Raw genomic sequence first — 16,769 nt, forward strand, 5'->3', positions numbered from 1 at the left:
TAAACGACCGTTTGTAAACGATTGCAATGGAGCTCTGGCTGTCGCTAAGGCGTCTAAAGCTCAAGAAAACCGCATCAAACGGTACGGAGGGTCAGTAGGGCAGGGGGGCGATACGGCAGACCTATCATGTCTAATGGGAAGAATCGCAAAGTGCTTGGGTAAGTCGCAAAACCCTGACATTCTGCGCGTATGAGCTCGTCAAAGCCTTTAACGGTGGACATGCCGCTGGACCTGCCCGGCCCGTATGACGTTGGGCCGGAGGAGGCCCCGTGGTTCCTGCACGCCGAGCCGGAAGAAGCGTCCCCTCTGCCGCGCGCCCCTGCGGGGGGGCTGATCGAGGCCGGGGAATGGCGCCTTGCGGAGGCTGCGCTGGCGGCAAACCTTGCGGCGCTGGCCTTCGATGCCGGGCGGCTGGCCGAGCGGCTGGCAGGGTCCGGCCCCGGTGCGGTGCAGCGGCTGGCGCAGGACGAGGCGGCGGCGCTCAGCTGGTGGACAGGGGACCGGATCGGGGCGGAGCGGCTGGCGCTGTGGACCTCGTACCGGATCGGGGCGGCGGAGGAGGACGGCGGCGCGGTGATCCGAACGGCCTGGGCGGCGCGGCGGCTGGCGGCGGCCTCGCCGCGCGGGGTGCGGGCCGCAGTGGCCGACCTGCTAGGGGCCGAGGGGCGTGGGGACCTCGACCTGGCCGAGGAGGTGGCGGCGGCAATCCGGGGGGTCGAGGATATGTCCGCCGTCACGCAGGGCTGTGCGCTGTTTCACCTGTGGCGCAGCCTGGACGAACGGCAGGAGCACCTCCGCGGGCTGGAGGCGGCGGTTCTGGGGTCCAGGGTGGCGGGGCAGGGACGCCTTCCGTTCCTGCCGCTGGCGCTAACGGGGTTCCGGGCACTCACGGCCAGTGGCAGGCCGGAGCCGCGGTTGCGGGCCTGGGCGCAGGGCGCGCATGGGGCGGTGCTGGCCGGCGCTCATGTCGCTGGAGCGGCTGGCCGGGTGGCGGGAGCGGGCAGCGGCGGCGACGGCGGACCTGAGCGGGCGCACGCCCGCCCTGCTAATCGCGGCGCTGGCCGCCCGGCCGATGCTGGGGGCGGCCGAGGCCGAGGCCGAGACGGGTGCCAGCCGCGCGGCGGTGCTGCGCAACCTGGATCTACTGGTCGCTCGCGGCCTGGTGCGCGAGGTCACCGGGCAGGGCCGATTCCGCATCTGGGCGACAAAAATGTGAGGAAAGCAGGGCGCGGATCGCAAATGTCGTACTGCACCAAGGGGCGTCAGCCCGGCCGTACGCCGCAGCCTTGCGCAACGCGTGTATCGAATGGCCGGTGATCTCGGCTCTGATCGCCGATGTCGTGACGCGCACGAGCCGCGCGGCAGTCCAGCGAAACCTCAGCTGGACAGATGAAAGAGGTTTGATCCGCGAAGTGACGGGGCAAGGACGATTTCGGATGTGGCGCGCGTCCTTGCCCCGATGACTATCTCCGTCAAATCAAGACTACCTGCCTGCAGGCAGGAGCCCGCTTGCAAAGAGAAGCTGGTTTCAGCTTCTTGCCGCCCTCCAGACAACTGCGGCGATGGCAAAGAACAGGGCGGCCCCGAAGCCCCACACGCGGGCATAGCCAATCATGTCGCCCCATGGGGCCAAGGCATAGCCGATCGCCAAGGCGGTCCAGATGCACGCCACGCCAATCAACAGCCAGATATCTTCATTCATGTCAGATCTCCTGTGGAATTTCCTGTCAGTGACCCATCTCGCCAGTGGCGATGAGGGGAACCGCTTGCAGCAACTCGAACCCAAGGGTGCTGAAGCCATACATGGCGACCGCAATCACGAGGATGGACACCGGCCCTGTCCAAGCAGCGTTGCGCCCGACGGGCAAGGCCTCCCATTGGACCGGAGCCCGGTAGGATGCCTCCGCTGTTTCCGACCGGCCGAACACCGAAGCCAGAGCGATCGCTGCATAGGCAAGGAGGGAGAGCGCCATGACGGTTCCGCCCAAGCCGACAAATCCCATGAGTGTCGACCAGACCGCAGGCGCTTCGCCGCCGTATGTGACATCCATCACCCGCCGCGGCACGCCCATGTAACCCGCAGCCACGCCCGCGCTGCCAAATACCAGAAGCCCTGCCGATGCCACCCACGGCAGCGACCGCAGCAGCCCCGGCGCACGAAGCGGGCGGCCAGTCAACTCTGGCAACAACGCCGTGAGTCCCGCGAGCAGCGACAGGCTGACGGTTCCCACCGTGAAGAAATGGAAGTACCCCGGAACGAAGAACGTATCCGACAGCAGCGGTGCCAGCTTCTCCTGGATCAGCACGAATGCCAGCGAGATGCCGAAGATCATGTTGACCACGGCCATGCTTGCCGCGTTTGTCGCGGGATGCTCCCACGGCAGCTTGCGCAACCAGCCGAACAGACCCGTTGCACCCGAGGCTCGCGCGTGAACCTCCAGCGTTGCGACGATCACCAGGAAGGCGGTCAGCGTCGGTACCGAAACGAACAGCGAGAGCGCCGAACCCGCCACCTTGACATACTCCGGCAGGCCGGGGTCGAGGAACATGTGGTATAGCGAGGTTGGCGGCACGAAGACGAGATACAGGCTGAAGACCAGCTTCGAGAATCTGGCACCAAACACCGACTTTGCGCCGGTCAGCACCTGCATCAGGATGTACCAGACAACCACCGTCGCCATGAGCGGCAAGTAATGCAGATTGTGGAACAGGATGTGCCAGCCTGTCTCCTGGCTTGCCGGAAAGGCGCCCAGTCCGGCGGCCCAGAGCAAGGCCGGCAGGAAGGCGTGAATTGCCGCAAAGCCGGTGACGATCAGAAAGCCGGCCCATGCCAGAAGGGCAAAGCCAAGTGCGTCCAGAGACCGGCGGCGGCTGCGCCCGAGAGAGGGCAGAAGCGTGGCAATGGCGGATGCCGGGACCAGGATCAGACCAAGTCCCAGCAAGACATAGCCAAGGCTGCAGACCAGAGCGGTCATCGGTTCATCAACCAGTAGGTCGGCCTTGCCGTCGTATAGCGGGGGCGAACCCATCACCGAGGCCAGAAGCCCAAGGCCGAACCCCAGCACCATCGCAATGGATCCGGAAAGGGCCAATGGATGCTTGACCAGTCCGGTCTTCCCCCCGCCGTTCCCGCGCTCGGCGGCAGAAAACCCGAGCAGCAGGGCCGCCTGGGCGAAGTAGAGCCAGTAGAAGAAGGCACTGAGTCCGTGCACCGAAAGGAAACGGTAGCCGGACTCGGGCAGGACCGGCAGGAACCCGGCCCGGACAAGGGCGGTCAGCAGACCGCCCGCAAGGCCGATGATCAGCGCCACAAGTGCAGCGACAGCCAGAAAGATGACAATGCGCCGATCCTGACGAGGAAGCGAGCGCAACCGGGAAACGATTGTGTCAGACATTGGAACCTCCCCTTCAGACGACGGTAATGCGGGCTTGCATGCCATCATGGCCGGGTCCGCAGTAGGATGTGCAATAGACGAGAAAACTGCCCGGTCGGGTGAACGTCATTTGCAGTTCCGTCTCGACCCCGGGGCCGAGGCGGATCATCCTGGCGCCTTCTCCGAACTGGATCGACGCGCCGTGGGTGACGTCGGCGGCCAGCATTCGGAAGCGATAGGGCCGGTCGACCTCCAGCCGGATGTCCGAGGGGTCAAAGTAGAAACGTTCGGCCAGCATGAGCACTTCGACGGGCGTGTCCATTCCTGCATGATCCGGCTCGGTGTGTGCTGCTTCCACATCAGAAGCCATCTCCATCCCGTCCATGTTCATGCCGGACATGGCTTCCGGATTGGCGACCGGCCTGGGATAGACGGATCCATCCGGCTCGCTGAAGCGGGCGACGAAATCGGCAAGCTCTGTCCGGAAGGCTTCGACATTCGATGTCGAAGCCATTCCGCCGTGACCCTCCATTGCCATCGCGGCCATGGGATCAGCATCCGCAGCTGAGGTTTCTGCGTTGCGCAAGAATGCGAAGGGGTTTGGGGCTGCGCCGTAAGCGGCCCAGAGGCCGTAGAGGCTTACGCCGCCAAAGCCCAACGTGGCGATGAACCCACGTCTTGTGGTGAAGTGTTTGTCGGGTTTCATGGTTCAATCCATCATGTGGATGATCGCAGACGCGTGCAGCCGGCGTCTTGGCGTATCGGATCATTGAGGTGCAGCGGGTTCGCGGACGGGCACAGGTCAGAGGTGCCAATGCTCCGCTCAGCTGCAGCGGCCGGACGTGGAAAACAGCGCCCTAGATCGCAATCGGCGGACGATATCCTGGAGACACGGCAACGCCGGAATGGTCTGCTCGGTCGAGGCCCAGGATCACGGCAGTCGCGATCGACACCAGAGGCGTCAGAGGATTGCTCTCGCCAAGACTTATCGAAATGCATCCGAGAAGCGGACAGGCCTGAAGGTGCGACGCATGTATTCTGGATGCGACGCCTTCCGTCTCGCCAGTACCGATGTGCACCGAGGAGTCAAAGTGCGACGCGATGGTGGTGCATCCAGTTGCAGTCGTGGCATCGGAAGCCAAGGACGGCTGCCCGACAAAGCCCAGTACGGCTACGGCAAGGGTAAGAAGCATCCGGAGAAAGATGCCATGCCCGGCTGGGGCATTTCTTTTTGCGCGGACGTTCCCTTGGTGTTGCATTCTGCGCCTGACCAGTCAGCAATGGCCAATGCTCTCAGGCGAGACCTGACCTCGCCTTGACACAAGTCAAGTGCCCCGGTTTTTGCAACAATCAAGCGTGATCAGACCCGCATCCCTGTTTTCTAAGGCGCGTCGTCGGGTGATGCGGCGCATTCTGATTTGTCACGGACCGAAGGGGGCAGGCGTGCCAGCGTCAGGGCAAGACCCAACCATCCGATCAAGCTCGCGTCCGGAACGCGCCCGACGTAGAGCGCGGCGATGTCAGGCGGGATGGTGGGAACGGAGCAAGCGGCACCTGCCGCCAGAAAATCCCACTGGTTGCCACGACAGCGGTAACGGCCCGCCCGGCTTGTCGGATCCAAGGAACAGCGGTCTGCACGAAGTCAATGTGTTTGAAGTATGGTCGCCGGACCGGAACGGATTGCCGCAGACCGGCCGCCTTCGCTGTGGGCGTCGACTTGTTGCGGACCCTCCAGCAGATCGGCAAGGATCGGACAGTCGGGACGGTGGTCGCCGCAGCATGCGTTAGCCAGGTGACGGAGCGTGTCCATCATCGCCTGCATCTCGCGAATACGAGTCTCAAGACCGGCGATCTGCTCCAGGGCGATCCGCTTCACGTCGGCGCTCTGCCGGGACCGGTCCTGCCAAAGTGCCAACAGTTCCTCGATTTTTTCGACCGGGAAACCAAGGTCGCGCGCCCTGCGAATGAAGCGCAGAACCTGCACGTCGGTCATTGTGTAGAGGCGGTATCCTGACGTTGTTCGCCCCGCTGCCGGGATGAGACCGACGGACTCATAGTAGCGGATCATCTTGGCCGACACGCCCGAGGCCTTTGCAGCTTCACCGATATTCATGACCATTCCTCCTTCAATTCAATGTTGCGGGCGCAAAGCGCCGCAGCCGAAGTGCGTTGCTGAGCACGAAGACGGATGAGAGGGCCATGGCGGCGGCGGCGATGATCGGCGACAGAAGGAGGCCGAAGGCGGGCCACAGCACCCCCGCAGCTACCGGGATCAGCAGCGCGTTGTAGATGAAGGCCCAGAACAGGTTCTGCCGGATGTTGCGCATCGTCGCTTTCGACAGCGCGATGGCGTCGGACACGGCGGTCAGCCGGCCGGTCATCAGCACCACATCCGCCGCCTCGATGGCGATGTCGGTGCCGGTGCCGACGGCGAGGCCCACATCCGCCTCGGCCAGCGCCGGGGCGTCGTTGATGCCGTCGCCGACATAGGCAAGCTGGCCGATACCTTTCAGCCGCTTCACCGCATCGACCTTGCCGTCGGGCAGCACCTCGGCCACCACCTCGTCGATGCCAAGCTGGCGGGCGATGGCGTTCCCGGTGCGGGCGTTGTCGCCGGTTATCATCGCGACCTTCAGACCAAGGGCGTGCAGCGCGCGGATCGCCTGTGGCGTGGTTTCCTTGATTGGGTCGGCGACGGCGAGGATCGCTGCCAGCTTCCCGTCGATGGTGGCATAGAGCGGCGACTTGCCCTGATCACCCATCTGCGCGGCGGCGTCGGCGAATTGGGCCACGTCAAGGCCGAGCTTGGTCATGTAGCGGTCGGCGCCGACCTCGATCCTTTGCCCGCCTGCCGTGGCGGTGACGCCAAAGCCGGTGACGGAGTCGAAAGAGGTGACTTCGGCCAGGGTCAGCCCGTCCACACCCGCCGCCGCGACGATGGCGCGGGCGATCGGGTGTTCCGATTTCGCCTCGACCGCCGCGACGGCGGCGAGGACGGCGGCACGGTCGAAGCCCGGCGCGAGCACGAGGTCGGTCAGCTTCGGCTTGCCCTCGGTGAGGGTGCCGGTCTTATCCAGCGCCACCACCTTGACGCCTTGCAGCGATTGCAGCGCCTCGCCCTTGCGGAACAGGACACCGAGTTCCGCGCCGCGCCCGGTGCCGACCATGATCGAGGTCGGCGTGGCCAGCCCCATGGCGCAGGGGCAGGCGATGATCAGCACGGCCACCGCGTTGACAAGGCCGAAGGTCAGCGCTGGATCGGGGCCGAAGACCAGCCAGACTGCGAAGGTCAGTGCGGCCAGCACCATCACGGCGGGCACGAACCACATCGTCACCTGATCGACCAGCGCCTGAATCGGGAGTTTCCCGCCCTGCGCCGCCTCGACCATGCGGATGATCTGGGCGAGCATCGTCGCCTCGCCAACCGCCGTGGCACGGAAGCTGAAGGCGCCGGTCTGGTTGACCGTGCCGCCAGTGACGGCGCTGCCTGCGATCTTTTCCACCGGCAGAGGTTCGCCCGAGATCATGCTTTCGTCGATCCAGCTATTCCCGTCGGTGACTTCGCCGTCGACCGGCACCTTCTCGCCCGGTCGGACCTCGACCACATCGCCGGGGCGGACCTCGGCAACGGGCAGTTCTACCGCGACACCGCCCCTGACGACGCGGGCGGTCTTGGCCTGCAACCCCACCAGCCGCTTGATTGCCTCCGATGTGCGGCCCTTGGCGCGGGCTTCAAGGTAGCGGCCGAGCAGGATCAGCGTCACGATCACTGCGGCCGCCTCGTAGTAGACGTTGATGGTGCCAGGGGGCAGCAGACCGGGGGCAAAGGTCGCCACCAGCGAATAGGCGTAGGCGGCGGAAGTGCCGACCGCGACCAGGCTGTTCATGTCGGGTGCCAGCCGCGCCAGCGCCGGGAAACCCTTGCGGAAGAAGCGCAGGCCGGGGCCGAAAAGCACGGCGCTGGCCAGGGCGAACTGGACATACCAGCTTGCCTGGAGGCCGATGCTGTTCACGATCGCCATGTGAATCGGCATGAACAGATGCCGACCCATCTCCAGCACGAAGACCGGCGCGGTCAGGGCGGCGGCAATCAGCACGTCGCGCTTGAGGCCAGCCTCTTCGGCGGCCTTCTTCGCCGCCGTCTCGTCCGACACAGCCATCGCCGGGGCGGCGGGACGGGCGTCGTAGCCCGCATCGGCCACCGCGCGCACCAGCGCCGCCGGATCGGCCGACCCCGTCACCGTCGCCCGCTCGGTCGCGAGGTTGACGACGGCTGAGGTCACACCCGGCACCGTTTTCAACGCCCGTTCCACGCGCGCAACGCACGAGGCGCAGGTCATCCCCTCGATCTCCAGATCGACGGGACGCACGGGAACGGCGTAGCCTGCCCCCTCCACCGCCTGCACCAGCGCCGCACGGTCCAGCGCCGGGCCGGTCACTTCGGCGCGCTCGGTCGCCAGGTTGACCGATGCCGCAGCCACCCCCGGCACCGCTTTCAGCGCCCGTTCGACATGTGCCACGCAGGAGGCGCAGGTCATGCCCTCGACTTCGATCACCATCCGGTCCGTGGCGGATACGGATGGTTGCCTTGCCTGCATGTTCATTGCGGGACTCCTTCCAAGGTGCTTCCGCGAACATAGATAGGGCTTCCCATCATGGGAAGGTCAAGGGCTAGCTTCTATTCCGTCTTCACGGCTTTGTGGGCTTGACCTTACAACCGTGGGAAGCCCTATCTCACAATGCATGAGGCAAAAACCTGAAGGAGGCACTCATGCAGTTCCATATCGAGAACATGACCTGCGGCGGCTGCGTGCGCAGCGTGACCAAGGCCATCCAGTCGGTCGATCCGGCAGCCGAAGTCAGCGCCGATCCCAGCACCCACAAGGTTGAAGTCAGATCGGAGACTCCCCGCGAGCGGCTGGCCGCAGCTCTGACCGAGGTCGGGTACGCGCCGGCCTGACGTAATCCAAGGAGAAAAGGAAAACAGAAATGAAAAAGCGCAGACTTGTGCTATCGGCAGCGGCCATTGCTCTCTTTGGCGGCCTTGCCATTGCCCAGACCATGGAGGGGATGGACCATTCCAACATGGGCGGAATGGGAGACATGGGCATGATGAGCCACATGTCGCTGATCCCGCCGGAACTGGCCGACAATCCGTCCGCACAGGCCTATGCCGCCGCGATGGACAAGATGATGGCCGACATGATGGTGCCCTATACCGGGGACGCGGATGTGGACTTCGTGCGCGGCATGATCCCGCATCACGAAGCGGCGGTCGCCATGGCGCAGATCCAGCTTGAGCACGGCAAGGATCCGGAAATCCGCAAGCTCGCGGAAGCGGTGATCGCGGCTCAGGAGGCCGAGATTACCCAGCTGAAGGCCTGGCTCGCCGCTCGCGGCCTGTAGGGCACTTCCGCGGCGTGCGGGGTGGCTTGCTCCCGGCCATCCCGCCGCCCGACGGGCGGGAGCACGGGATGGAAGCCTTCGGTTTCTTTCTTCGGTGCTTCCGGGGGCAGCAACACATCCCGAATGCGTTTGATGCAGCAGTGCAGCGGTCATGGCGCCATCCGCTCTCGAAAGCGCGTTCCGCAGGTCTGCTTGCTGCGGTCGAGAGAGAGCCGAGCGGCTCGGTAATCTCCAGCGGGTTCGTGCGTCGATAGAGGTGGCCTGTATGACACGGCGAAGTGCAGCGCGTAACAGGACGCTGCGGCATAGGGGGATTGAGATGTTCGCAACCATTCGGCTTCCCGCTGCCGAAAGTGGTGCGGCGTCCGCCCCAGTTGCCGAGACGATGAAACCTGCACACGAAATGGCTAGGAGCATTGAGATGAGGGTTTGTAGTGTATCGTCCATCCTGCTGGCAGGTTTTCTGACTATCGGCGCGGCCAGCGGGCAGACCCCTCCGCCGGCGGACGACCCGCATCACCCGGCAGTCGATGAAGAAACGACCGCCACGGTCGAGGCGGAGGTCGCTCCGCAACCACAGCCTCCGAGCGGCGAAGCCGGAATGGGGGCAATGATGTCTCCCGAAATGATGCAGATGATGATGCAGATGATGGCGCAGCACCATCCAGCCGGTCAGATGCCCACGGCGGGAATGGCCGACGGAATGCAGTCCGGTATGGAAAGCGGATTGAGCCTGGAAGTGATCTTCGGCAAGGCAGCCTCCGCAGCCCCGGAGATGACGCCGGACAAGGTGCAATCCTTGCTTCAGGCTCAGCTTGACCGTCTGGGCAATCCGCGCCTGGTGCTTGGCGCCATCGGCGAGGCTCCCGATGGCAGCATCATTGCGGAAATCCGTACGGTTGATGGTGCGCTGGTGCAAAAGCTGGCGTTCAACCGCTTTCCGGGCTTAGTACGCCAGATCGACTGAGCGCCGGACGGCGGCGATGGAGAAGCAGAGATGCAAGGAAACCCCCCATCGTTTCGAACATTCAGCGACGATCGTTGCGCCGCCGCAGGACGTGTTCGACTTCCTCGACGACCCGGAGCGCATCGGCGCTCACATGTCCGGGGGGTCACCGATGATGCTGGGCGGCGCCATGCGGTATCGCCTGGATGAAGGCAGGGGCAGGGAGGTCGGATCGGTCATCCGCATTGATGGCCGGATGTTGGGTCTTGCACTGCATGTGGAAGAAGTGATTGCCGAGCGCGTTCCGCCTGTCCGCAAGATCTGGCAAACCGCCGGATACCAGAAGATGATCGTCATTCAGGACTATCGGATGGGGTTTGAGACCCATCCGGCCCCGGGCGGAACCGAATTGCGCGGTTTCATCGACTACACGCTGCCGCAGGGTGTGGTCGGCCGCCTGCTCGGGCTCTTGGCCGGGCCGCTTTATGCACGCTGGTGTGTGACGCGTATCGTCGACGGCACGCGGCAACTTTTCGCTGCGCGCCGTCGCACTTGACACCGACGCCCACCCGGCCGCCGGATCACCGGCGGCCGGGCGCACCGATGCCAAGCGCCGCATCGGTCAGTGCAATCGACGCATGCGCCTCGGTCGCCAATCCGGTCAGCGCCCGGATGGCGTCGATCGTCTCGGGGATCACGATGGCCTGGTTGTCCACCATGTAGGCGTAGAACAATTCGTCCCCCTGCACGGTCAGCATGTCCTCCCAGAGCGCGACTTCGTAGAGGTTGTCGTGCGGGCGGCCCAGATCGGCCATCATCTCCTTCACCGCATTCAGCGCGTCGAGCCCGTCGTCCATGCGGATCAGCGCGATGCGCGACGAGGCGCGGAAGGCGTCTAGAACCTCCGCCTTGGTCGCGGCGCGGGTCAGCTGCACCGACCAGTAATGCAGATGCGCCAGCGTCTCGGGCACCTTCACCGCCATCGTCACCACGTCCAGATCGGGATCGACGCTTTGCGCGTCGGGACCCTGGTGGCTGGGAATCCCGGGTTCCGGGACCAGCGTGTTCATGATGCCGCCGAGATGGCTTTCCCAGGGATCAGTCGCCCGACGGAGCAGCGTACCACGCGCCCGTGCCAGCAGGCTCGCGCGTTTCAGAGCGTTGAGCGTGCGAACGATGGACGTGGTGTTGCAGGACACGACCCGGGTGCTGTCGCGGCCGATGGCACTGGCAAAGCTGGCCTCGGCGACGAAGGAATGGCCGGTGACCGAATGCTTCTCTCCTCCCTGGAGGATGAAGCGGATGCCACGTTTGCGGTAGGCCTCGACATTTGCTGCCGCGATCCGCTTTGGCGTGCAGTCCACCACCACATCCGCCTGCGCGAGCAGATCGTCGAGCGTGCCCGAGACGGCAAGACCGACGGCGCGCATCGCCGCCGCGTGATCCGCAGTAGCCCCGAACAGTGCAAAGCCCTTGGCCAAAGCCATCCGGGGGCGCCAGTCGGCGGATACGTCGCATACCCCGGCAAGCACCATGTCGGGCTGCAGCACCACCGCATCGGCCACTCGCTTGCCGATGACGCCATAGCCGTTGACCGCGACGCGGACCTTTTGTGTGATGTTCATGCCGATTTCTCCTCTTTCAAACCGGGACGGTCGACTGTTGCCACCGTCTCGTGCTTTCGATGTTGGCCGGCGTCAGCGGCGCGACGTCCCGCAGATGCGCAAGCTTCTTTTGGACCACCATTGTCCGGCCGCCGCGAAAGCCTGCAGCACCGCTGCAGCTGCTTTGGCCGCCTTTGGTCCTGTGCGGGTCGCCCATGCCCGAGGCCCGATCGCAACCGTTTCTTCAAACGCGTTCGAACAGGTCATTCACTTCGGTTCCTTCCTGCGTTTCGCGCAGTCTTGAAGAGATGCCAGGGTGCAGAAACGATTGCCGGAGCAACCGGTTAGTCCCCGGTGGGGGTATAGGTGAATGGGAACACGATACCCTTCGCCCGTCCGGGAAGAATGACATCGAAAGAAAGTTCAACGGCTTGTCGGCTGGGAAGTTCCGCGAAGGCTCCCCAGGTCACAGTCCCGGCGATCAACATCGGTTCGAGGTTCAGCCGGGTGGTCCCGATGTGGCCAAGTTCCATGAGCTTGACCGACACGCGCGCCGCTTCGATCCGCGCGCCGGTTGTGGCATCGAACAGGGCGAGGACGAGATGGTATTGATGGCGACCTTCGGGTACGCCGCCATGCATCGTGCCTTCGGGATGGGAGCTTGGATGACCCCGGACGATCGCGGCGGGCAAGACGCCGAGATAGGCGAGTACGCCGTCAACGACCAGGGAATTGGCGTCGGCGGCATCCTGTGCTGGCGCAGACATGGGCAAGGCAAGAGCGGCGATTCCTGCGCAGGAAAGCGCCAGAAGACTGCGTCGCGACATCTGAGGCAGCGCGAGGGTCATGCCGTGGCTTCCCGCAGGCCTTGGGGCAGCGGTGCGTTCGGGGAGCGGCGCACCACGCCTTCGAGCCTGGTCCGTTTTAGCAGCAGGGCGTTGACCGCGACCAGGGCCGAACTGCCCGACATCGAGATCGCGGCAACCTCGGGGCTGATCGTGAAGGGGTAGAACACGCCCGCCGCCACTGGAAACGCCACGACGTTGTAGGCGACCGCCCAGAACAGGTTCTGGTGCATCTTTCGCAGGGTCGCGCGTGACAGCACGATCGCGCCCAGCACGTCATAGGGATCGCTCTTCATCAGCACCACGTCGGCGCTTTCCATCGCCACATCGGTGCCCGCGCCAATGGCGAAGCCGACATCGGCCTGTGTCAGCGCCGGGGCGTCGTTGACTCCGTCCCCCACCATGCCGACCTTCTTGCCCTGCGCCTGCAATTCCTTGACCTTGTCGGCCTTCTGCCCCGGCAGAACATCCGCGAGCACGATGTCGATGCCCAGTTCGCCCGCGATGCGCGCCGCCGTTCCGGCGTTGTCGCCGGTCAGCATGGCGACCTGGACTCCGCGTTCGCGCAGCTTGGCCACGGCTTCCTTGGCACTGGGGCGAAGAGCGTCGGCAATTGCGATCAGGCCAAGGATGCGACCGTCCTCGGCGACATGCACCACGGTCCGGCCCGCGCCCTTCAGCGTGTCGGCGCGTTCAGCCAGCGTGCCGAGCGACACCTTCTCCTCGTCCATCAGCCGCCTGTTGCCGACCAGGACCGCCTTGCCGGCGACCTCGGCCTTGGCACCGCGACCGTCGAGGGTCTCGAATGCCGTCATCGCGCCAAGCGTCAGGTTCTCGGCGCGTTCGACGATGGCAACGGCAAGCGGATGGTCTGAGCCCTTGTCCACCGCCGCCGCCGCCGCCAGAACCTCGTCCTCGGTCCGGCCTTCGGTGGCCACCACTTCGACGACCTTGGGCTGGCCCATGGTCAGGGTGCCGGTCTTGTCGAAGATCACCACGTCAAGTTTCGTGGCATCCTCCAGGGCGCTGGCATTCTTGAACAGGATGCCGTTCATCGCGCCAAGGCCGGTGCCGACCATGACCGCCATCGGCGTCGCCAGCCCCAGGGCATCGGGGCAGGCGATGACGAAGACAGTGATCGTCAGCGTCAGCGCGAACAGGAGTTCGGCCCCGATCCAGCCATACCAGACGGCAAAGGTGGCGACGCCAATGACGATGGCGACCAGCACCAGCCACTGCGACGCCCGGTCGGCCAGAAGCTGCGCCGGAGCCTTGGAGTTCTGTGCCTCCTGCACCAGCTTCACGATCTGGGCGAGTGCCGTGTCGGCGCCGACCTTGGTGGCGGTGTAGCGGAAGGTGCCAGACTTGTTGATCGTGGCCCCGATCACCGTGCTGCCGACACCCTTTTGCACCGGCATCGACTCCCCAGTCAGCATCGACTCGTCGACCAGAGACGTACCCTCGATCACTTCGCCATCAACGGGGATCTTGTTGCCGGGCCGGATCACCACAGTGTCGCCTTGGAGGACCTCGGCTGTCGGCACGTCGACCTCGCGGCCGTCGCGGATCACCGTCGCCATCGGCGGGGCGAGGTCGAGGAGCGCCCTGATCGCCTCGGACGCCCCGGCGCGGGCCCGCATCTCGAGCCAGTGGCCGAGCAGGATGAACACCAGAAGGACGGCAACCGCCTCGTAGAACTGCACGCCGGGAAAAAAGAAGGTCGAGCCGACGCTGAAGGCATATCCAGTGCCAACCGACAGCACGACCAGCACCGCCATGTTCAGGATGCCGTTCCGTAACGCCCGCCAGGCGGCGACGACAAAGGGCCAGACCGGCCAGATCACCGCGATCGTTGCCAGGATGAACAGCCATTGGTCAAGCCGCAGCCCGAAAGGCGGGGCGGGGGGCGTGAACATGCCGCCCATCGGGGAATAGATAAAGATCGGAACTGTGAAGATCAGCGCCACCCAGAAGCGGTTGCGCATGTCGCGCACCATCGACTGCATGTCGCCCGCCCCATGGCCCATCTCATGCGCCATCTCGTCGCGGGCTGTGGTGGATTTCGCCATTCCGGGCATCGACGCCATGTCATGCCCGGCATGCGCCGAAGTCCCGGCGGCCGCCTGGCCCTCATGGCTCCCGTGTTCAGCGCAGACGTGCCGCGGCAGCACTTCGCCCGCGCAGTGGTAGCCGCAGTCCTCAACCGCCCGGCGCAGCGCTTCCACGCTGGTCCGGCTGTCGTCGAAGGTGACGCTGATCGACAGGCCGACCGGGCTGGCAGAGGCAGACAGCACACCCGGCAGTGCGGCAAGCTGCTTTTCGATGCCGAGATGGCCCAGCCGATCCGCCGAAGCGTTGAAGTCGAGTGTGGCCGTGGTTGTCATTGTACGTCGTCCCTCGTTGGCTGATCTGGGCTGCGGCGCGCCGGGCATTGCGGCGCGTCGCAGTGGCGTTCCGTCAGGAGCAGCAGCAACCTGAGCCGTGCTTCGCTTTCGGCCTGTCTGCGGACGCGTCGGCGCCTGTCGCCTTGGCCCGCTCGACATGCTTGTCGTTTGATGCGCGTTCGGACGATGTGGCGTCAAGGCCATGCTCTCCGTGCGACCCACAGCAGCCGCCTGCGGCAGATTTCGTCTCTGCTTGCAGTCTGGTTTCCGGTTTGGTCATTCTGGATCTCCAGGGTCAGGGGTTGATCTTTCGGCGGACTGTCCCGCTCAGGGGACTCGCCGTGGTAAGGACGCGGCGCGTCCGCGACCATTACACCGGCGAACCCTCTGCAGATCCTCCGGAAGTCAGCCTGAGCGTTCGCGCCCTGTCGCAGGCACAGTCAAGAAAGCCGTGCTCCGGGCAGGTCAGGCACATGGCGACCAGCAGGTCCCGCAGCTTTGCGCGCGCGCGATGCAAACGGACCGCAAGTGTCGCTTCGCTGATGTTCAGGGCGCGGGCGACTTCCGCTCGCGGCTGCTCGTCAAGATCAATCCGCCAGACAATGTCGGCCGCCGCCGGGGGAAGAAGGCTGATCACATCCCGCAGGCACGCGCAGACGGCGACATCGACCTCACCGTCGGGACCGGCCGCGGGATCTGCTTCCTCTGACGGAGTGGCGGGCACTTCCTGACTGCGCCGTCGACTGGAACGCCTATGATGGTCCGCGATAGCAGTCGAGAGCAGGCGGCTGAGCCAGCCACGCACATTTTGCGCGTCGCGCAGATCGTCGGCGCGCCTGATCGCTCGCAAAGAAAATTCCTGCATGACGTCGCGTGCTTCATCGGCATTCCTCAACCGATTGACGAGGAATCCGAAGATCCGGCGATGGCCCTCGACTAAGGCTGCTTCGACCGCTGCGCGCTGCGCGCTGACTCCGGGATTTGGGTGCTGATCCTGATCGTCACTGACCTTGGCCGTCCTGATAGTACCCGTCATGCGAAACCTTCTTCTCCTGTTCGGGTAACGTGCGGACCCGGCACCCGGACAGAGAAGCCGGAAAAATCGGGATTGGAGCCCGCAGCTGTCCCGATTGCGCCAGTGTGGCCGGACGGGCCCGTCAGCGCGTCGCGCAAGGCGCGACGGGCGCGCAGGATACGGACGTTCAGCGTTCCGATCGAGACGTTCAACTGGCGCGCAAGAGCGTCTCTGGTCTGATCACGCAAATAGAGGCCACGGATCAGCTCTGCCTGGTCGGGACGGATGCGCGCAAGGGCCTGCTCAATGTCCGTCAACTGCCCGTCAGCCGAGTCGGCTTCTGCCAAGTCTGGCTCCATGCCGTCAGATGCGGAAAGCGCGGTAGCATGGATTGCGTAGGTGGCATCGGCCCGGCGGCGCGCATCACACCGACGGTAATGATCAAAAAGTGTATTGCGCAACACGCGGGATAGCCAAGCTTCGGTGTTGTGAATCGTGCCGGCGCGGCGGGAAGCCCGAATGACCTTCAGGTTGAAGTCCTGCAGAAGATCTTCCGCAGTGTCCGGGTCGCTCACTCGGCGGCGCAGATAGCTCAGATAGTTACCGCGTCTGGCGACAATTCTTGTGCACGGGTCGGGCTCAACCGGCTGCGGACGCCGGAGGTCGGACCGAAAGATCTCGGTGTAAAGCATGGCGGTTTCCGTTCGCAAAGTCTCGTGAATGGAACCCGGTCATGACAATGACGATCGACGATGATCAGCCAACGGCAGACGGAATTCCGGTTTCAGGCGAGTTGCGAAACGGCGTTTGGTGGACGAAGCAGTCCGCTTGGCCGATGCTGAGTTCGGCACGAGAGTTCCAGACGCACCCAGTGGCTTCCGAGAGCGACGATCGGCACAGGCGCGTTGCCTGATCCGCTGGCCGGAACGGCATATTGAAGATGGCAATGACTACCGAGACTGCCAGACGAAGTGGGGCATTCATGCGGAGACATTGCTGCTACATTCACGATGGCAGATCTGTGTTGGTCGCTCTGCTTTGCCTGATGCGGCTCCATCGGGGCCACGGAACCGAGCATTATCGCCAAGCCCAGTATTGCGACGAGGAACGCCATGCAGATTGCATGCGCTTCCCGGCGGAAATCTGATGGGGCGTTGGATGTCATGTAGTCACTCTACGTCGCGTGGACGAGAGC

The 16,769-nt window shown here is 64.6% G+C and carries 16 protein-coding genes; 6 read left to right on the forward strand and 10 right to left on the reverse strand.

Features of this window, described 5'->3' with window-relative positions; genetic code table 11:
• Nucleotides 1-213: 213 nt before the first annotated feature.
• Nucleotides 214-1,317, forward strand: a complete 1,104-nt coding sequence (locus ACO2Q5_RS17920; RefSeq protein ID WP_423293601.1) for a hypothetical protein — start codon at nt 214-216, stop codon at nt 1,315-1,317.
• A 211-nt stretch (nt 1,318-1,528) separates the two neighbouring features.
• On the opposite strand, the gene ACO2Q5_RS17925 is transcribed toward ACO2Q5_RS17920, so the two are convergent.
• From ACO2Q5_RS17925 to ACO2Q5_RS17945, 5 genes are all read right to left on the reverse strand, one after another.
• Complete coding sequence (locus ACO2Q5_RS17925) at nt 1,529-1,702, reverse strand: hypothetical protein (protein WP_423293603.1); 174 nt, start codon at nt 1,700-1,702, stop codon at nt 1,529-1,531.
• 25 nt (nt 1,703-1,727) lie between these two features.
• Entirely contained in the window at nt 1,728-3,395 is a 1,668-nt protein-coding gene (locus ACO2Q5_RS17930; RefSeq protein ID WP_423293605.1) for a cbb3-type cytochrome c oxidase subunit I, read from the reverse strand.
• A 13-nt stretch (nt 3,396-3,408) separates the two neighbouring features.
• Complete coding sequence (locus ACO2Q5_RS17935; protein ID WP_423293607.1) at nt 3,409-4,080, reverse strand: hypothetical protein; 672 nt, start codon at nt 4,078-4,080, stop codon at nt 3,409-3,411.
• Nucleotides 4,081-5,016: 936 nt separating this feature from the next.
• Nucleotides 5,017-5,487: a Cu(I)-responsive transcriptional regulator gene (gene cueR / locus ACO2Q5_RS17940; RefSeq protein ID WP_174212409.1), complete on the reverse strand. Its 471-nt coding sequence runs from the start codon at nt 5,485-5,487 to the stop codon at nt 5,017-5,019.
• 13 nt (nt 5,488-5,500) lie between these two features.
• Nucleotides 5,501-7,978 (reverse strand): heavy metal translocating P-type ATPase, encoded by a 2,478-nt coding sequence (locus ACO2Q5_RS17945; RefSeq protein ID WP_423293610.1) that lies wholly within the window; start codon nt 7,976-7,978, stop codon nt 5,501-5,503.
• 167 nt (nt 7,979-8,145) lie between these two features.
• On the opposite strand from ACO2Q5_RS17945, the gene ACO2Q5_RS17950 reads away from it, so the two are divergent.
• The 4 genes from ACO2Q5_RS17950 (at nt 8,146) to ACO2Q5_RS17965 (ending at nt 10,282) form a co-directional block, all read left to right on the forward strand.
• Nucleotides 8,146-8,334, forward strand: a complete 189-nt coding sequence (locus ACO2Q5_RS17950; protein WP_174212411.1) for a heavy-metal-associated domain-containing protein — start codon at nt 8,146-8,148, stop codon at nt 8,332-8,334.
• A 29-nt stretch (nt 8,335-8,363) separates the two neighbouring features.
• The gene (gene copM, locus ACO2Q5_RS17955) at nt 8,364-8,780 is read left to right on the forward strand and encodes a CopM family metallochaperone (RefSeq protein ID WP_174212412.1); all 417 of its coding nucleotides are present in this window, start codon (nt 8,364-8,366) and stop codon (nt 8,778-8,780) included.
• 319 nt (nt 8,781-9,099) lie between these two features.
• The gene (locus ACO2Q5_RS17960; RefSeq protein ID WP_174212413.1) at nt 9,100-9,747 is read left to right on the forward strand and encodes a hypothetical protein; all 648 of its coding nucleotides are present in this window, start codon (nt 9,100-9,102) and stop codon (nt 9,745-9,747) included.
• 16 nt (nt 9,748-9,763) lie between these two features.
• On the forward strand, nt 9,764-10,282 hold the full coding sequence (locus ACO2Q5_RS17965; protein ID WP_423293613.1) for an SRPBCC family protein: 519 nt from the start codon (nt 9,764-9,766) through the stop codon (nt 10,280-10,282).
• 25 nt (nt 10,283-10,307) lie between these two features.
• Here the strand turns inward: ACO2Q5_RS17965 and ACO2Q5_RS17970 are convergent, their stop codons facing one another.
• Nucleotides 10,308-11,351, reverse strand: coding sequence for a type II glyceraldehyde-3-phosphate dehydrogenase (locus ACO2Q5_RS17970; protein WP_423293615.1), 1,044 nt, complete (start codon nt 11,349-11,351; stop codon nt 10,308-10,310).
• On the opposite strand from ACO2Q5_RS17970, the gene ACO2Q5_RS17975 reads away from it, so the two are divergent.
• Nucleotides 11,344-11,634 carry a hypothetical protein gene (locus ACO2Q5_RS17975; protein WP_423293617.1) on the forward strand — a complete coding sequence of 97 codons (291 nt, stop codon included), beginning with the start codon at nt 11,344-11,346 and terminating at the stop codon, nt 11,632-11,634. The genes ACO2Q5_RS17970 and ACO2Q5_RS17975 overlap by 8 nt on opposite strands.
• Nucleotides 11,635-11,674: 40 nt before the next feature.
• On the opposite strand, the gene ACO2Q5_RS17980 is transcribed toward ACO2Q5_RS17975, so the two are convergent.
• The 4 genes from ACO2Q5_RS17980 to ACO2Q5_RS17995 form a co-directional block, all read right to left on the reverse strand.
• Nucleotides 11,675-12,178 carry a hypothetical protein gene (locus ACO2Q5_RS17980; RefSeq protein WP_423293619.1) on the reverse strand — a complete coding sequence of 168 codons (504 nt, stop codon included), beginning with the start codon at nt 12,176-12,178 and terminating at the stop codon, nt 11,675-11,677.
• Nucleotides 12,175-14,559 (reverse strand): heavy metal translocating P-type ATPase, encoded by a 2,385-nt coding sequence (locus ACO2Q5_RS17985; RefSeq protein WP_423293620.1) that lies wholly within the window; start codon nt 14,557-14,559, stop codon nt 12,175-12,177. Before ACO2Q5_RS17985 ends, ACO2Q5_RS17980 begins: the two co-directional genes overlap by 4 nt.
• Nucleotides 14,560-14,929: 370 nt before the next feature.
• Nucleotides 14,930-15,595 (reverse strand): RNA polymerase sigma factor, encoded by a 666-nt coding sequence (locus ACO2Q5_RS17990; RefSeq protein ID WP_174212419.1) that lies wholly within the window; start codon nt 15,593-15,595, stop codon nt 14,930-14,932.
• On the reverse strand, nt 15,592-16,266 hold the full coding sequence (locus ACO2Q5_RS17995) for an RNA polymerase sigma factor (RefSeq protein ID WP_423293623.1): 675 nt from the start codon (nt 16,264-16,266) through the stop codon (nt 15,592-15,594). The genes ACO2Q5_RS17990 and ACO2Q5_RS17995 overlap by 4 nt, the downstream gene beginning before the upstream one ends.
• Nucleotides 16,267-16,769 lie beyond the last annotated feature (503 nt).

Origin of the sequence: Neotabrizicola sp. VNH66 (assembly GCF_049445895.1) — a bacterium.
Taxonomy (GTDB): domain Bacteria; phylum Pseudomonadota; class Alphaproteobacteria; order Rhodobacterales; family Rhodobacteraceae; genus Pseudogemmobacter.

Excerpts from the sequence above, each read along its gene's own strand:
- copM (WP_174212412.1), top strand. The coding sequence starts at position 8,364 with ATGAAAAAGCGCAGACTTGTGCTATCGGCAGCGGCCATTGCTCTCTTT.
- ACO2Q5_RS17985 (WP_423293620.1), bottom strand. The coding sequence starts at position 14,559 with ATGACAACCACGGCCACACTCGACTTCAACGCTTCGGCGGATCGGCTG.
- ACO2Q5_RS17925 (WP_423293603.1), bottom strand. The coding sequence starts at position 1,702 with ATGAATGAAGATATCTGGCTGTTGATTGGCGTGGCGTGCATCTGGACC.
- ACO2Q5_RS17975 (WP_423293617.1), top strand. The coding sequence starts at position 11,344 with ATGTTCATGCCGATTTCTCCTCTTTCAAACCGGGACGGTCGACTGTTG.
- cueR (WP_174212409.1), bottom strand. The coding sequence starts at position 5,487 with ATGAATATCGGTGAAGCTGCAAAGGCCTCGGGCGTGTCGGCCAAGATG.
- ACO2Q5_RS17935 (WP_423293607.1), bottom strand. The coding sequence starts at position 4,080 with ATGAAACCCGACAAACACTTCACCACAAGACGTGGGTTCATCGCCACG.
- ACO2Q5_RS17960 (WP_174212413.1), top strand. The coding sequence starts at position 9,100 with ATGTTCGCAACCATTCGGCTTCCCGCTGCCGAAAGTGGTGCGGCGTCC.
- ACO2Q5_RS17950 (WP_174212411.1), top strand. The coding sequence starts at position 8,146 with ATGCAGTTCCATATCGAGAACATGACCTGCGGCGGCTGCGTGCGCAGC.
- ACO2Q5_RS17990 (WP_174212419.1), bottom strand. The coding sequence starts at position 15,595 with ATGACGGGTACTATCAGGACGGCCAAGGTCAGTGACGATCAGGATCAG.
- ACO2Q5_RS17945 (WP_423293610.1), bottom strand. The coding sequence starts at position 7,978 with ATGAACATGCAGGCAAGGCAACCATCCGTATCCGCCACGGACCGGATG.
- ACO2Q5_RS17965 (WP_423293613.1), top strand. The coding sequence starts at position 9,764 with ATGGAGAAGCAGAGATGCAAGGAAACCCCCCATCGTTTCGAACATTCA.
- ACO2Q5_RS17970 (WP_423293615.1), bottom strand. The coding sequence starts at position 11,351 with ATGAACATCACACAAAAGGTCCGCGTCGCGGTCAACGGCTATGGCGTC.
- ACO2Q5_RS17980 (WP_423293619.1), bottom strand. The coding sequence starts at position 12,178 with ATGACCCTCGCGCTGCCTCAGATGTCGCGACGCAGTCTTCTGGCGCTT.
- ACO2Q5_RS17930 (WP_423293605.1), bottom strand. The coding sequence starts at position 3,395 with ATGTCTGACACAATCGTTTCCCGGTTGCGCTCGCTTCCTCGTCAGGAT.
- ACO2Q5_RS17995 (WP_423293623.1), bottom strand. The coding sequence starts at position 16,266 with ATGCTTTACACCGAGATCTTTCGGTCCGACCTCCGGCGTCCGCAGCCG.